The 16267-nt window shown below is 64.1% G+C and carries 9 protein-coding genes; 7 read left to right on the forward strand and 2 right to left on the reverse strand.

Annotation, left to right across the window (positions count from 1 at the left end):
• Positions 1–97 precede the first annotated feature (97 nt).
• The 5 genes from M8523_RS11395 (at position 98) to M8523_RS11415 (ending at position 7812) form a co-directional block, all read left to right on the forward strand.
• Complete coding sequence (locus M8523_RS11395; protein ID WP_282584986.1) at positions 98–2167, forward strand: WecB/TagA/CpsF family glycosyltransferase; 2070 nt, start codon at positions 98–100, stop codon at positions 2165–2167.
• Positions 2168–2345: 178 nt separating this feature from the next.
• A complete protein-coding gene (locus M8523_RS11400) occupies positions 2346–3269 on the forward strand; it encodes a manganese catalase family protein (protein ID WP_282584987.1) in 924 nt (307 codons plus the stop codon).
• Positions 3270–3401: 132 nt separating this feature from the next.
• Positions 3402–4571 carry a homoserine O-acetyltransferase MetX gene (gene metX, locus M8523_RS11405; RefSeq protein WP_282584988.1) on the forward strand — a complete coding sequence of 390 codons (1170 nt, stop codon included), beginning with the start codon at positions 3402–3404 and terminating at the stop codon, positions 4569–4571.
• Positions 4572–4573: 2 nt separating this feature from the next.
• Positions 4574–5254, forward strand: coding sequence for a methionine biosynthesis protein MetW (gene metW / locus M8523_RS11410; RefSeq protein WP_282584989.1), 681 nt, complete (start codon positions 4574–4576; stop codon positions 5252–5254).
• A 149-nt stretch (positions 5255–5403) separates the two neighbouring features.
• Complete coding sequence (locus M8523_RS11415; protein ID WP_282584990.1) at positions 5404–7812, forward strand: methyl-accepting chemotaxis protein; 2409 nt, start codon at positions 5404–5406, stop codon at positions 7810–7812.
• Positions 7813–8194: 382 nt separating this feature from the next.
• Here the strand turns inward: M8523_RS11415 and M8523_RS11420 are convergent, their stop codons facing one another.
• Complete coding sequence (locus tag M8523_RS11420) at positions 8195–8428, reverse strand: hypothetical protein (RefSeq protein WP_282584991.1); 234 nt, start codon at positions 8426–8428, stop codon at positions 8195–8197.
• Between the two features lie 397 nt (positions 8429–8825).
• Here M8523_RS11420 and pncB point away from each other — a divergent pair, with 397 nt between their 5' ends.
• The gene (gene pncB / locus M8523_RS11425; RefSeq protein ID WP_282584992.1) at positions 8826–10133 is read left to right on the forward strand and encodes a nicotinate phosphoribosyltransferase; all 1308 of its coding nucleotides are present in this window, start codon (positions 8826–8828) and stop codon (positions 10131–10133) included.
• Here pncB and M8523_RS11430 read toward each other — a convergent pair.
• Complete coding sequence (locus M8523_RS11430; protein WP_282584993.1) at positions 10130–10534, reverse strand: GtrA family protein; 405 nt, start codon at positions 10532–10534, stop codon at positions 10130–10132. The two genes, pncB and M8523_RS11430, sit on opposite strands and share 4 nt — an antisense overlap.
• Before the next feature lie 122 nt (positions 10535–10656).
• Between M8523_RS11430 and M8523_RS11435 the strand changes: the two genes are divergently transcribed.
• Positions 10657–16182 carry a GH36-type glycosyl hydrolase domain-containing protein gene (locus M8523_RS11435; protein WP_282584994.1) on the forward strand — a complete coding sequence of 1842 codons (5526 nt, stop codon included), beginning with the start codon at positions 10657–10659 and terminating at the stop codon, positions 16180–16182.
• Positions 16183–16267: the final 85 nt, after the last annotated feature.

Consider the following 16267-nt stretch of genomic DNA (forward strand, 5'->3'; position numbering starts at 1 on the left):
ATTTGCCTTAGACAGCAAGATACAAGGGCGGATACCTAGCCTTTGCTGGCAGTGACGCGCATGGTTTAGGGCGAAAAGTCTTGAACCGGAATGGATCATGTCTGTCAGGTGCGTTGAAGCTCCGCTGGCGGTCGTCGACAACCAGATCATCAATGTCGCGTCGATGCAGAACCTTGTGGCGCGACTCGTCGAGCTGTGCCGTCAGGATGAGGGGTTTACGTTATTCACGCTGAACCTCGACCATCTGGTCAAACGGCACCGTGACCTCGACTTTAAGGCTGCCTATGCGCGGGCCACGCTGGTCAGCGCCGATGGCTGGCCGGTCGCCGCCGCCGCTCGGCGTCAAGGCGCCCAGGTGGATCGCGTGACGGGCGCCGATCTCGTGATTCCTGTCTGTGCTGCCGCGGAACGCGAGAACATTCCGATCTATTTGTTCGGCTCCTCTTCCGACTCGCTGGCCGCAGCCGCTGCGGCGCTGATGAAGCGCTTCCCCGGCCTCGACATTCGCGGGATGGAAGCGCCCCCGATGGGCTTCGTCCCCACGTCGTCCGAAGCCTTCGAAATGGCCGAGCGGATTTCTCAGTCGGGTGCCCGCCTCTGCTTTCTCGCACTCGGTGCCCCGAAGCAGGAGATCTTTGCCGACGCGATGGCGGCACGATTTCCGGGCATCGGCTTCCTCTGCATCGGGGCGGCACTCGACTTCGTGTCCGGACGTCAGAAGCGGGCGCCGCACTTCGTGCAAGCCACCAATTTCGAATGGTTCTGGCGCCTGTTGAGCGAACCCAGGCGCCTGGGGCGGCGCTATGCCGAATGCGCCCTGTTCCTCGGGCAGATGATGATGCGTCCCACACCACCAGTGGCCGATCCGAACCCGACCGGGTCCGCCGGAGCCTGGAGCCGGGACGTCAAGGCAGAGGTTGCGGCTCCTTTCCGGCTTTGCGTGATGCATCCGATGGATCCACGCGGATCGAAGCTCGGGGGCATCGAGACCCATGTGCGGCAGATCCTCGCCCGCCACCCGGACGACTTCTCGATCCTGTTCGTCGGCGTGGACGAGTTCGGCGACAGCCCGCTCGGTGTCGTCAAGTCCGTCAGGATCGCACATCGGCAGATCGATTTCCTGCCGGTGGCACGGATCGATGCCGCGGCCATCAACCTGCCTGGCAAGAGCATCGGGCAATCGACGACCTTCCGGTTCGCCTGTGGCATCCTGCGACACCTGCGGGCAATCCGACGCGCCAGTGGAGTCAGGGGAGCGTCGGTCGACCTGCAGCGTTTTGAATTCGCAACCCCGGCCCGGCTGATCGGATTGCCGGCCGTCCAGATGGTGCATGGCGAGGGGGACAAGAGCCAGGCCATGGACAGCCTGATCAAGCGCTTCTGGTTCATCCACCGCGCCAATGAATGGCTGGCCCTTCATCTCGCCCGGCGCATCTTGTGCGTGAACCCCAATATCGTCCGCCGACTGGAGCGTCTCTATCCCGATGTCGCGCGGCGCGCCGAAGTGATGACCGTATCGGTCGACACGTCAGTCTTTGCCCCGAAGCCGTTTCCGATCTGGGATGGGACATTCCGTGTCATGTTCGCGGGCCGGCTGGACAGTTTCAAGGATCCACCGCTCATGTTCCGCGTGCTCGCGGGGCTGCAGGCACGGCTCGAGGGCAAGGTTGAGTTCCATTATGTCGGGACCACCGATCCGAGCCGCTATGCCGAGTTCGCGGCGATCGAGTCCTTCACGGTTCGGCATGGCTACCAACCCGCCGCCGAGGTGGCGCGCATCATGGCGGGATGCCATGCCGGTATCCTCACCTCCTTCTTCGAAGGCATGCCGTGCTATCTTCTCGAGATGCTCTCGATCGGACGTCCTTTCGCGGCGATCCGGCTGCCGCAATACGATCCGCTCATCGTTCCCGGACTGAGCGGTCACCTGATCGAGCGGACCGATCCGGATGCGTCCTGCCTTGACGATCTCGTTGCGGCCTTTGTGACACTGCGCGATGCGCTGGCGGCCGGTTCCCTCGATCCCATGAAGATCCATGGCCTCGTAAAGCCCTACTCGATCGAGGTCCAGATGCAGCGGATGTTCGCGCTCCACCGCGCCCTGCAGAGCAAGCCGAGCATCACGGGGCGCCCCAGCATCGGCCAGGCCGAGCCCCAGAATTCCTGACCGCCGGGTCTCTGCGGGCGAGAGCCGCGCAGAGACCCGGCATGTCGGTTGGACCACGCCTTTTGGCAAGGATCTTGTTCTAACCGCGGCCGGTTCAGGTTGACGCACCCTTCGATGGCGCCGGACCCGATCTCACCATGAGACGTTGGTCGAGAGATCCATCGAAAGGAAAACGCATATGTTCATGCGAGTCGACAAGCTTCAGGCAGAGCTTCCAGCGCCTAAAAAAGCCGATCCCAATGCGGCGGCAGCACTTCAGGAGCTGATGGGAGGCAAGTATGGAGAAATGTCGACCCTGAACAACTATATGTATCAGAGCTTTAACTTTCGAAGTAAGTCAAAGCTGAAGCCTTTTTACAATCTGGTTGCCAGCATTACGGCTGAAGAACTTGGCCACGTCGAGCTCGTTGCAAACGGCATCGCCATGCTGGCCAATGGCCCCGACAATCCGAAGAACGAGAAAGGGGGCGCCGACATTTCGGATGCGCCCTTCGCCGACATGCAGGACATCCGGCTGGCGGCGTCGTTTCTCTCGAATGGCGGCGGCGCCATGCCCATGAACAGCAACGGGGCTTCCTGGAACATGGATTTCGTCACCACAACCGGCAATGTGGTGGTCGATCTCTTGCACAATTTCCACCTCGAATGCGGTGCGCGTATCCATAAGCTCCGCGTGTACGAAACCATGAAAGAGCCGACCGGCCGCGAAGTCTGTGGTTATCTTCTGGTTCGCGGTTCGGTCCATGCCCATGCCTATGCGCTGGCGCTCAAGCAGATTACCGGCGTCGAGATCGAAAAGATGCTGCCGACCCCGAACATCAACCTGTCGAAGATCCCCGAGTGCCAGAAATACCTCGATGAAGGGTCGCATCGCCGGCTCTACACCTGGAGCCCCAATGACTACAAGAAGATGTCGGGCATCTGGGGCAATGGCGAGCAGGCTCTCCCGGGCGATCCGCCGGTCGAACTGGAAGTGGTGGAAGGGATGCCGGAAGGTGGCAAGATCCATGATCTGACGGGTGTTGCCTCGGCCTTCACGCCGGATTACGCGCCCGAGGAAATGTTCGAAATCGCCACGAAGCTCTACAAGGCCTCCCGTTAAACCCGGTAGGAATATCCCGCCCTTCGACCTGGTCGGAGGGTGGCGCGCGGAGTTCGTCTTGACTTCGCATAGGGTCGGGTCCAATCTTTCAAACAATATGTTCGGTATACCGAACGCGTTTGAGGGACCGCCGTGGCTTCGCTCGCCGCCACTCGTATCGATCATCAACGGGAAACTCACACGCCCACGAGCTTCGTGGTCACGTTCCCAACCGATCAACTCCTGCGAATGGATTCAGGCGTCGCTCTCGCGCCCCTGACGATCGCGTATCAAACTTATGGTCAGCTCAACGCGGCCCATAGCAACGCTGTGCTTGTCTGTCATGCACTGACTGGCGACCAGCACGTCGCCAATGTGCATCCGCTCACCGGCAAACCCGGCTGGTGGGATGTCTTGGTTGGTCCGGGCAAGCCGATCGACACGGACAGGTATTTCGTCATCTGCTCCAATGTCGTCGGCGGCTGCCTTGGGACCACGGGTCCCGCCTCGCGTGGACCCGATGGTCGGACTTACGGCCTCGACATGCCGATCGTTACCATCCGGGACATGGTGCGGGCGCAAAGCATGCTGGTCGATCATCTCGGCATCGACTCGCTGTTTTGCGTGGCGGGCGGCTCGATGGGCGGCATGCAGGTGCTGCAGTGGGCCGCGCTGTTCCCGCAGCGCGTCTTCTCCGCGATGCCGATCGCCACCGCGGCCCGTCATTCCTCCCAGAACATCGCGTTTCACGAGGTTGGCCGACAGGCCATCATGGCGGATCCCGATTGGTGCGGTGGCCGCTACATCGATTGCGAGACCCGGCCCGAGAAGGGACTTTCGGTGGCCCGCATGGCGGCGCATGTGACGTACCTGTCTGATCAGGCGTTACACGCCAAGTTCGGCCGCAAGCTGCAGGATCGCGCTGCGCCCACCTTCTCGTTCGATGCCGATTTCCAGGTGGAAAGCTATCTGCGCTACCAGGGCCGCAGCTTCGTCGAACGCTTCGACGCCAACAGCTACCTGTATATGACCCGGGCGATGGATTATTTCGATCTCGCGGCGGATTACGGCGGCGTGCTGGCCAAGGCCTTCAAAGGGACGAGCACGCGGTTTTGCGTGGTGTCCTTCACGTCCGATTGGTTGTTCCCCACTTCCGACTCGCGCGCGATCGTGCATGCGCTGAATGCCGGGGGGGCTTCGGTGTCCTTCGTGGAAATCGAGACCGACAAAGGCCATGACGCCTTTCTGCTCGACATTCCGGACCTTGTCGCGACCTCGCGCGGGTTCCTGGATGCGGCGGGGCGCGCCCGGGGACTCGGCTGACCATGAAATCCCGCATCTCGGGCGCCAAGCCGGGTGTGTCGCGGCCGGCGCCGATCGCGCCGGAAGCCGTGCGTCAGGATCACCGTCTGGTGGCCGACATGGTGGCGCCCGGCAGCCGAGTGCTCGACCTCGGGTGCGAGGATGGCGCTCTGCTGCGCCTTCTCGCCGACACGCGGAACGTGGACGGGCGCGGGCTGGAACTGTCTCAAAAAGGTGTGAATGACTGCGTGGCCAAAGGCCTTTCTGTCATCCAAGGCGATGCCGATACGGATCTCGATGCCTATCCTGACGACGCCTTCGATTATGTCATCCTCAGCCAGACCCTGCAGGCCACGCGCCGGCCCAAGGTCGTCCTCGAAAACCTGCTGCGGATCGGCCGGCGCGCGATCGTGTCTTTTCCCAACTTCGGGCACTGGCGCGTTCGCTTCGATGTGGCCTTCAGGGGTCGCATGCCGGTGAACGACAAGCTGCCCTACACTTGGTTCGATACACCGAACATCCACTTCTGCACGGTCCGTGATTTTCTGGAACTGGTGGCGACCATCGGCGCCAAGGTGGAGCGTGGCGTCGTGGTCGACCGGTCGGGGCGGCTCATGCGGGAATCGACACCCTGGTGGGTGTGGAACATCTGGGGCGAACAGGCTGTGTTCCTGCTTCGACGGAACGGCGAGACGCCGTCGTGAGTGACAGAGAGGCGATCCGTTTTCCGTCCTGATCACTCAGAAAGGCGTAACCACACCATCGAACATGCGTCCGGCTGCCAGACCACAACGGCTTAGGGTAAGTTATCATTCAATGTTTCGGTATTGCATCTCTCGCGAAGGAGACGTCGATGCTGAACAAGAAAAGTCATGGCGTTCAAAGCCGACGAAGTTTGGGGATTGTCGCCTGCTTGACCCTGGCCTTCGCAGGCCTCGCTGTGCTTGCCGCGGTCGCGGGGTCCGCATCATCATGGCTCTCGATGCAGAGCGCGCGGATCACCACCGATCTCGGTGCGAAGGTCCTGCCCACCGTCACGGCGTCGCTCAACTTTGCCCAGAACAATGCGATGCTGGTGTCGGACGCGCCCTCGCTCGCCTCGCGGCCCGATGCGGAATCGCTGGACCAGCAGGCGACGCGTCTTGCCGGCATGCTGAGCGAGCAAGCGAAGCGGCTCGCCGCGCTTCGGGATCTCGGCGTGGATGCTGCCGCGCTCGACAGTCTGCAGAAACGCAACATGGAACTCGGCCCGAAGATCGACGGATTGAAGGCGCTCGCTTCTGAGCGCCTGGCCGTCCGCACACAAATTCAAAAGACCGTCGCGCAAGCCTTGTCGGACTATCAGGACCTGATGGATTTCGTCCGGCCCTTGCAGGAAGCGACCCAGACGGCCGTGGACGGAGAAATCGCTTCCCTTAAGGAAGGCGTGGGATCTGGACCGGACGCGAAGCAGCAGACCGCTCAACTGGATCAGGACTACAAGGCGTTGCACGTCGCCATGGACGTTCAGGCGAGCAGCAACCTCGCGTTCGGCATGCTGTCGGCTGCCGCCACTGCGACCGACGAGTCCGCGACCAACATCAAATTCCAGTATGACTGGGCCGAAGTCTATATGGGCAAGGCCCTAAAAGCCTTCACGGGTTCGCAGGACGCCGAGCGGCTTCAGAAGCTTGTCGAGGCGCTTCTGAAGAGCGGATCCGGGAACGACAGCGTGTTTCTTCTTCGGACCCGCGAAGTCGACCTCGACGGCAAGATCGCCGTGACGTTGAACGATCTCGTCAATGCCTCGGCCAAGCTGACCGACGAAGTCCAGGCCTTGGTGCAGACCCAGGAAAGCTCGGCCCACAACGCCGTCACGCAATCCAGCACCGTCACCAAACAGACGCTGCTGGTCAATGCTCTCACGAGCAGCGCCGTGATGATCGCCGCGCTGCTGATCGCCCTCTTGTACGTCCGCCGTTCGGTCGGACGCCGCCTGCGAACATTGTCCCACATCATGACGTCGCTCGCCGGCGGCAACCGCACCGTCACCGTGGATGTCAGCGGGCGTGACGAAATCACCGCGATGGCGGAGGCCGTACAGGTGTTTCGTCAGGGCCTGATCGCCAACGACGAATTTTCGGTCGAAGCAGCCCGCATGGCGAAGGAGCGCGAGGCCGCGCGGGACCTGGCGGATCGCGAGCGGACAGAAGCGGCCGCGCGCCAGGAAACTGTCGTGAACAGTCTGGCAGGCGGCCTCGCGGCTCTGGCGCATGGCGATCTGACCCACGATCTCGCACAACCGTTCGCGGCCGAATATGAAACGCTGCGGCGCGACTTCAATGCAACCGTCGCCCAGTTGCGGGGCACGATGGAGCAGATCGTCGGCAATGCCGAAATCTTGCGCTCCGGCACGAGCGAGATCGCCGGCGCGGCGGACGATCTGTCACGCAGGACGGAAAATCAGGCTGCGAGCCTGGAAGAGACGGCGGCGGCGCTTGGCGAAGTGACCAGCGCGATCCGCCAGACGGCCGAGGGCGCCGTGCATGCGAGAGATGTCGTCGGATCGGCAAAGACGCAGGCCGAAACCTCAGGTGCGGTCATGCAGGACGCCATCGCGGCCATGAGCGCGATCGAGGACTCCTCGGGAAAGATCGGTCAGATCATCGGCGTCGTCGACGAGATCGCGTTCCAGACCAATCTCCTTGCGCTCAATGCGGGTGTCGAGGCGGCGCGGGCAGGTGACGCGGGACGCGGTTTCGCGGTGGTGGCGAGCGAAGTGCGGGCCTTGGCCCAGCGTTCGGCCGATGCCGCCAAGGAGATCAAGATGCTCGTCGCCTCCTCCAAGACCCAGGTCTCGCATGGCGTCGAGCTCGTGGCTCAAAGCGGCACCGCCCTGCGCGGCATCCTCGCCAAGGTGGCGGAAATCAACACCGTCGTGTCCGAGATCGCGCGGGCCGCGAACGAACAGCTCTCCGGGCTGGAGCAGGTCAATGTGGCGGTCAACCAAATGGATCAGGTGACCCAGCAGAATGCCGCCATGGTCGAGGAAACCACAGCCGCGAGCCATCATCTCGCGCGCGAGATCGAGACTCTCGTCACGCTGATCGGGCGGTTCGATGTCGGCGCCGGCGGGCAGGCTCACTCAACGGTAACCCCGAAGCTAAAGGCGGCGGCGCGGCCTGCGCGACCGCCCGCAGCCGGCCCGCGAGTGAGCCGTGGTGGCGCGGTTCGAAAGCCCGCAGCCGCTCCTGAGGCCGATGACAGTTGGACCGAGTTCTGACGCGGACATCGCCGCGTCAGGAAAGGGGCTCCGAGGCCGGGATCCGGGGCCTGCTGCGGTGATCCTCGTGTTCAGTAGGCGTACCTATGGCGACCGTGATACCTGTATCCGCGCCGATGATGCCGATAATGAGGACCGCGGGGACGATGACCCCAACTGCTGATGTAGTGGCCGCGTCCCTGAGCCTGATATTGCCGAGCCGTGAGAGCTTGGGCCGGCAAGCTGGAAAGCAAGGCGGGGACGGCCACCACGGCCGCTGCCACAAGACATTTGAAGGCGTTCATCAAAGGAGTCTCCAAGCTTCTGTGAAGTGGAACGTCGACCCTCGTCGACCGGAGCCAGGTCTCCGCTGGCCAAAATGCGACGCGGGAGCGGCCCGGACCTATTTCGGGTAGAAGGCGGCGCAGGCCGCGCTTACGAGCTTCTTTTTATTTCCCATGCAGCTCCTGACCTGATCGACATCCGGGAAGGCATCGCCACACAGACGTTGGGCGTCATTGTAGCAGGCTGCCTGCTGTCGCTCTTCCAGTGATAGCGCCCCGTTCGACACGGTTTCCGCGGACGCGACGTTCCCAAAAAGTGATACCAGTACGGCGGATAGAAAAAACACGCGCATTTTTAAGGCCTCCCCCCGCGACAAACGTGCTCGGCTCGGTTTTGTGCCAATCCGCCTCGGCAGGATGGATAAATCGTTGCGATCGTCGCGAAGATGCCCGTTGTGCCATTTCCCCGAGCGGCAGAGGTTCGGCGCGCCGGGACCTGCGCAAGCCACTTTGGGGGCAGGACGGAGCACTCCGTCGAAGGGAAAGATCCGAGGCGAAGGGCATCGACACCGCGGGCCTGATTGGCTACCAATCCAAGGCCGGCCCGTGACTGCGATGACGGCGGAAAGATCCGGCAGGTTAGGAAGATGCCCCGCGCACAACAGGTTCCCTCGGGACAGCCCCGGTCGTCTTCCCCGCACTGAGAGCCTTTCGCGTGTTGAGATCTCCTGTTTGGCCGGGCGTGGCCTAATGTCTCCATCGAGCGACATCGCCCAACGCGTGTACGATCACACGTGGAAACTTGATCCGATCATCCGGTCCCTGCTCGATACGGATTTCTACAAGCTACTCATGCTGCAGATGATCTGGGGACTGCATCCCGAGGTCTCTGCGACCTTTTCCCTGCTCAATCGGAGCCGGACGGTCAGGCTCTCCGAGGAGATCGAGGAAAGCGAACTCCGGGCACAGCTCGATCATGCCCGGTCCTTGCGCTTCACCAAGAAGGAAATGATCTGGCTTGCCGGCAACAGTTTCTACGGACGGCACCAGATCTTCGAACCGAAATTCCTGGCCTGGCTCGCGCAATTCTCGTTGCCGCCCTATGAGCTGAAGCGTGAGGATGGCCAGTTCGTCCTGCATTTTCACGGGCGCTGGTGTGAAACCACGATGTGGGAGATTCCGGCGCTCGCCATCGTCAACGAATTGCGCTCGCGGGCGGCCCTGAAGCGCCTCGGCCAGTTCGAGCTCGATGTGCTCTATGCCCGCGCCAAGGCCAAGCTCTGGTCGAAGGTCGAACGGTTGCGCAATCTGCCGGGCCTGCGGATCTCGGATTTCGGCACGCGACGGCGGCACAGTTTCCTGTGGCAGCGCTGGTGCGTCGAGGCCCTCAAGGAAGGCCTGGGCGGCGCCTTCATCGGCTCCAGCAACGTGCTGCTCGCCATGAACAACGATCTTGAGGCCATCGGCACCAATGCCCATGAGCTGCCGATGGTGCTTGGCGCCTTGGCGCGCGATGATCAGCAGTTGCGTTCGGCGCCCTACCGCGTGCTCGAGGACTGGCAGAAATATTACGGCGGCAACCTGCTGATCGTGCTGCCAGATGCCTTCGGGACGCGCAGCTTTCTGCGGGACGCGCCGGACTGGGTGGCCGACTGGACCGGGGTTCGTCCCGATTCGGCGCCACCGATCGAGGGGGGCGAGGAGATCATCGCCTGGTGGCGCCGTTGCGGCCGCGACCCGAAGGACAAGCTGCTCGTGTTTTCCGACGCGCTCGACGTCGATACGATTGAGGAAACGTTCCACCATTTCGAAGGACGCGTCCGGATGAGCTTTGGTTGGGGCACCAACCTGACGAATGATTTCGAAGGATGTGCGCCGAGCCCCAATGCGGCCCTCAAAGCGATTTCGCTCGTCTGCAAAGTGAGCGAAGTCAACGGCCGTCCGGCCGTCAAGCTTGCCGACAATCCCCGCAAGGCGACGGGCGACCCGGAGGAAATCGCCCGCTATCTGCGCGTCTTTGGCGACGCCGGGCGGGTCGAGCAGGAGATCCTCGTCTAGCCGCTACCGGCTGTCGGTGGCCGGAACACCCAGAAGCGGGACAGGCAATAGCTGGTGGCGCTGCCCGCAAGAGTTGTGGCGACCGAGATGGCGGCGGGCTGCAATCCCGCTTTGGCGATCGCCCTTGCCAATAAACCGGTACCGAGGGCACAGAAGATCTGGGCCGCGACATAGCGCGGAAGCGCATCCTGATGTCGATGCTGGCCGCCGAACGTCCAGGCCCGCTGCATCGAATAGCTGACCAGAACCGTGACCGTGTAGGCCGCCAGCGTTCCCGCGAAGGCCGGTAACCCGCCCCGCAGCAAAAAGAAGCTCAGGCACCAGAACAGCAGGGCCGCGCCCACGCCGGTGATCAAGAAACGGACGGTCGTGCCTTGCAGGAGAGTGCGGGCATGTCTCATTTGTGGCGTCCGAGAGGTCTCACACCCCCTTTTCACATGGGGATGTTACTCGCTGCCGAACGACCTATGTTAGGCCGACAAACGGGTCATCGGCAGGAAGGTGACCCGCAATGAGAGGTGGCATGGCCGAAACGAATCTGCGCGAGGCCCCTGCCTCGAACATCCCGCTTGCGGGCGCGGCAGCGTGTTTCGGTCTGGCCCTGGTTGCTGCCGGATCGCCGCCAACCCTTCTGAACGCGGTTGCAGCCCTTGTTTTGAACCTCGTGGCCCTGGTCGGACTTCACCGCACGCTGCTTGGACGAGCGCCCAAAACCGTATCGATCGTGGTCGACGCCTTGGTGATCGCCGCTGTGGTGATCGGACGGGAGCCCGCCGCCGCCCTTTGGTCGGCCCCGGGCGCCTGGCTCGACATGCTCCGTGTCACGCCGATCGGAGCCGCTACGCTCCTCCTGTGTTATGGCGCGGCCGCGACCGTCGCGACCGTGCGGCTGCATCGTCACCTTGCGCTGCGCGAGCAGTTCGCGCTTCTCCTCGTCCCGGTGCTGTTCAACCTCGTGCTTGCCCTGGGGGCGGATGCGCTGACCCGGGGCCTCGGCCGCACCCTTCTGGCTGGGCTGCCATCGCCCGACTGGCTGGCCGGCAGCGTCGGACGCGCTGTCCTGCTCATCGGCTTTCTCGAACTCCTGGCCGGTCTCCTGCGGATCCTCGTCGCCGGCCGCCTGTCCGGCCATTGGCGGCTGCATGCCGTGTTGATCCTGGCCGCGCTGCTGGCCGCCGCGACGCCCGTCATCGCGACCCTGCCGGAGCCGGTCGCGCAGATGGGTGGGGTCGCGGGAGCGATCCTCTCCTTTTTGGCCGCCATCCTTTCCGCCGGGATCGCGCAAGCTGGTCTTTGGGCGATCGTCTATGTGGTGACCGGCCTGTCCATCGACTCGATCCATGGCACGCCCCCCATTCCGTCGAATGCCCGTAGCCATTGGCGCGCGGGGCTGGTCAAGGGCGGGATCTATGGCAGCGTCTTCATGGGCCTCTTGCTGGCCGTCGATGCGATCATCAAGGTCCCGGGTGTCACCGCTGTCGCGAGAACGATCCCGCTTCTCGCCGGCCCGCTGATCGGCGCCGCGCTGTTCCCTCTCGCTCAGACGATCATCGGCAGCGCCGATGGTACGCCACCCTTCTTTGGACGGCTCAAGGCCGCCTACAAGCGGCAGCGCGGCTACGCCCGCGGGCTGGTGGTCGGACTCGGTGTGGCCGTGGCGCTGACTGCCGGCCTTCCGGGCCAGGACGGTCTCGTTCGTTTCCTTTCCATGTTCGCCGTCGGAGCGCTCGCCTATGCCGGCGTCGACCTTGCGGCCGACACACTGCGGGTTTGGCGGGCGGAGCGGCGCTTTATACAGGACTGGCACGTCTATGCGCTTGGGGTGCTGCTCGGCGGCCTCGTCGGCGGGGCGCTCGGCTGGTACTTCGATGCGGTGCAGATCGGCGTCGTGGTGGCGAAATTCTTCGCCTATGTGGACCTCGACTATCGCGGCGTCGGACGCGCCGTTAATCCTTATGGAACGACGCCCCTGTTCAACAAATACGGCACGATCGATCTCGGTGCCGTGCAGGGAGGCGTACGACTGTTCTTTAACGAGTCGCTGGCCGGAACCATCAACTGGTCCATCGCGGCGCCCCTGTTCAGCGTCAACTTCTTCGTGCTGCTCGCCATTCTTGACCGGTCGCTGACCCCTCTGAAACGCCTCTTCAGCGCCGCGGGATTCCAGAGCCTGGTCGAGCAGGCCGTCCGGGTGCTGGGGTGGGGCCTCTGGATGGCGCCCGTCATCAACTCCTTCCTCCGCCAGTCGCCCGATCCGTCCTGGTACAACCAGGACGGCGCGATCCGCACCCTCGTGGCGACAGGCGCGGAGGTTTTCCTGCCGGCGCACGATTTTCGTCTCTGGAGCCTCGCGGTCTTCACCGGCCTTCTGGCCTACGACTGGCTCCGCATCCTGATCTGGTTCGACCATATGGGGCTCCGGGTCGCGACCCTCGTCAATCTCACCTTCATCGGTGGCGACCGGGTCGACGAAGCCGCGGCCCGCTTCACGGGCCATTCGGGGCGCACCCGCGTCATTCCGGATTCGATCCGCCGCTTCGCCACCTGGGCGCCGTTGATCATCCCGTTCTACATTCCGCGCAACGCCGAATGGGATCAGGCCTGGACGGGGGCCGAACAGATCCGGAACAATCCCGGTGCGATCGCCGCACCCGTCTGGGTGGTATTCGCGGCCTATGCCGTTGCGGCCGTGCTCGGCGCCCTGGCCGGGGTGGCGGTCCATCGGGCCTGGCGCGGCCGAGTCCTCCCGCCGGGTCCCCAGGTGGCAGGCGTGCCGCAGACGCTTCTGGCGGGACGCGAAAGTTTCAGCCTCGCGAACGGCTTCATGCGCACCGAACTCATGGCTGACGGCCGGGGCCATGCGACGGTGGAGGGTGCGGCGCGCGGCGGGGCGCCCCTCGACATCTCCCGCCAACCCGACGACGCGCTGCAGATCACCGGACCCTTCCTGATCATCGCCGACCAGGATGCGCCCGAGCCCTGGAGCCTCGGCTATGAGCCCATGCGGGTCGCAAGCGCCGATTATCGCCTCGCGCAACCCGAGCCGGGCTGCATCCAGCTTCACAACGGCGCGCATGGCGTGACCATGTCGGCCCGGATCAGTCTCGCCGACGATTCCTGCCTAGAGCGTTGGCGGATTGCCATCACCAACACGACCGCGTCAGCCAAGACCCTGCGGCTGACGAGCTTTCGTGAACTCGCGATGCACAATCCGGGCATCTACCTGCGTGATCCGGATTTCAACGGCATGCATGTCGAAACCACGTTTCTGCGTGGCCTCAACGCGATCTTCGCGCGCAACCGGTTGCTCAAGAACAGCGTCGGGCACATGTCGCACGAGACCGGCTTCCATGCCGTCCGGCTTGGCGAGGCCGCCGCGACCCTTGTGGGATACGAGGATTCACGTACCCGCTTTCTCGGGCCGGGCGGGATCCGTCGGCCGAGCGGCCTTGAGCGCCACGCGCCCCGAAGCCCGAGCGACGAGGGGGCGCTTTACAGTTTCGACCCGGCCGCGAGCCTGACCGTGTCGCTCGAACTCGGCCCCGGGGAGCGGACCGAAATCGTCTACCTGACCGGCCATGCCATCGACGAGGCCGCCGCCGCGTTGATCGTGGCCCGTGAGATCGGGGTTAATCCGCTGAGCGAGGGCGAGTTGCGGAACGTGCTCTATCGGCAGCGCGCTCTCGATCCCGGCCTGGTACCGCCCGCCGAGACATGGCCGTTCCATTTCGCCGAACCTCACGTGCTCCATCTGACCGAAAAGACGCCGCGCCCTTGGGCTCATGTGATGGCGAACCCGCTCGGTTTCGGCACCGTCGTGTCGAACGAAGGTGAGGTGCATTCCTACATGGCGAACGAGCGCCAGAACGCGCTGACGCCGTTCCGCTTCGAATCGACGCCGACGGCTGTGCCGGGGCAACTCGTCTATGTGGTGGATCTCGAAACCGGAACGCCCCACACCGCAGGCTTTGTGCCCTACCGCCGCGAGGATGCCACTTACGATGTGACCTATGAGCTCGGGTCTGCCACGTTCCGCATGCAGCGGGGAGACATCGAGCTCGAACTCCGGGTCTTCGTGGTGCCGCTCGGGCGCTGCGATTGCCGCATCCTGACGATCCGCAACAATTCCGATCACGCGAAGCGGTATCGCGTCGTTCCCTATTTCGACATGGTGCTCGACCAGAACGCGAGCGACAGCGTCGGCAAGCTCGAAGTGGTGCGCGACGAGGCCACCGAGGCCCTTCTGTTCTCCAACCCGAAGAACGATTTCCACCGAGGCTGGGCCTTCGCGGCCACGAGCCTGCAGGCGCCGATGGTCGAGACCGTGCGGGCCCGCTTCGTGGGCGGTGTCGGCCGCGACCTCGTCAATCCGGCCATGGTCGAAACCGGCTTCCCCGATGGAAGTGCCGCGGACGATGGGCGTCGTGTCGCGGCCTTCTGCGGCGAAGTCGATGTTCCGGCCGGTCAATCTCTCGAGGTCGCCATCGTGCTGGGCCAGACCGCCAGTCAGGAAGAGGCGCTCGCGGCCTCGAACCTGCGTGACCCCGTCGCCGCCCGGGCCGCCTACAGGTCGAGCCGGTCCTGGTGGGCCGAGCGGCTGGGCGGCATCCAGGTCGAGACCAACGATCCCGCCTTCGACCGGCTCGTCAATGTCTGGCTGCCCTATCAGGCGCTCGCGGCCCGGATCTGGGGCCGGACCGGACCCAACCAGCGCGGCGGCGCCTTCGGGTACCGCGACCAGTTGCAGGATGTCCTGCCGTTCCTGTTCCTCGACCCCCATCTCGCAAGGCGGCAGATCGTGCTGCACGCGGCCCAGCAGTTCCGCGAGGGCGATACGCTGAAATGGTGGCACGTCGCGCCGGACGGCAAGACGGGCCTGGGTCAGCGCACCACCGCCTCGGACCCGCATCTCTGGCTTCCCTATGTCACGGCGCGCTATCTGGAGGCGACCGGCGACCGCTCGGTGCTCGACGAGGTCCTGCCCTATCTCGAAGCGCCCCGGTTGCCGCCCGGCTCGATCGACATGCTGGTCAACCCCAGCCCCTCACGCGAGACCGATACGCTGCTCGGCCATTGCCAGCGCGCCATCGACTACACGCTCGCCCGCATGGGCGCGCATGGGCTGCCGCTCGTGGGCTCCGGCGATTGGAACGACGGCATCGACGAGGCCGGCCGGCACGGCCGGGGCGAAAGCACGTGGCTGGCGTGCTTCCTGTACGATGTGCTGACCCGGTTCGGTCCGCAGATGGGGACCGGACAGGAGGCGGTCGCGGCCCGCTACGCGGAGGCAGCCGCCACCCTGAAGTCGGCGATCAACGGCGTCTGGCGGGGTGACCATTACACCTTCATGTTCAGCGACGACGGAGATCTCATCGACCGGCCGAGCATCATGACCTCAGCCTGGCCCGCCCTTTCGGGCGCCGCGGATGACGGACGCGGCATTGCGGCCCTGGAAGCCGGTCTTCGGCATCTCGAACGCCAGGACCGTATTCTGCTCGTGACGCCGCCTTTCGACGAGAATTCGGACCCCTACCCGGGCCGCATTGCCGAATACCCGCCGGGCGTCCGCGAGAACGGTGGCCAATATACGCATGGAGCGACCTGGACGGTCGATGCCTTCATGCGGTTGGCCGAACAAGCCAAGCTGGACGGCATCGAGGAGGCGACGCGCCATTTCACCGCCCGTGCCGTGGATTGCTGGACCAAGATTTCGCCTATTGGCAAGACCGAGGGCGAGGCTCTTGCGATCTACGGCCTCGCGCCGCACCAACAGCCTGCCGACATCTATGACGGACCGGAATATGGCGGGCGGGGAGGCTGGAGCTGGTATTCGGGCTCGGCCGCCCGCATGCTATCGGCCGCCTATGCGATCCTGGGCCTGCGCATGAAGGACGGGCAATGCCTTGTGCCGGATGACCTTTTCACGCCCAAGGGTCCCCTTGAGGTCAAGCGGCTCGTGGTGAACGGGACCGTGTACGAAGCCAAAGCCGAGAGCGCGAACTTGGGGACCGGCCACGGAGCGTCGAGGGTGGAAAACGTCGTGTCTTGATCAGGTGACGGTCTCGCCTTCTCGCCAGGCGGGTTCTTGGCGGCTCTCGCCGCGTTCAGGCGTTTGCATGCGCGGAAATCCACAC

The organism is Lichenifustis flavocetrariae, from assembly GCF_026130545.1.
In the GTDB taxonomy this organism is placed as follows: domain Bacteria; phylum Pseudomonadota; class Alphaproteobacteria; order Rhizobiales; family Beijerinckiaceae; genus Lichenihabitans; species Lichenihabitans flavocetrariae.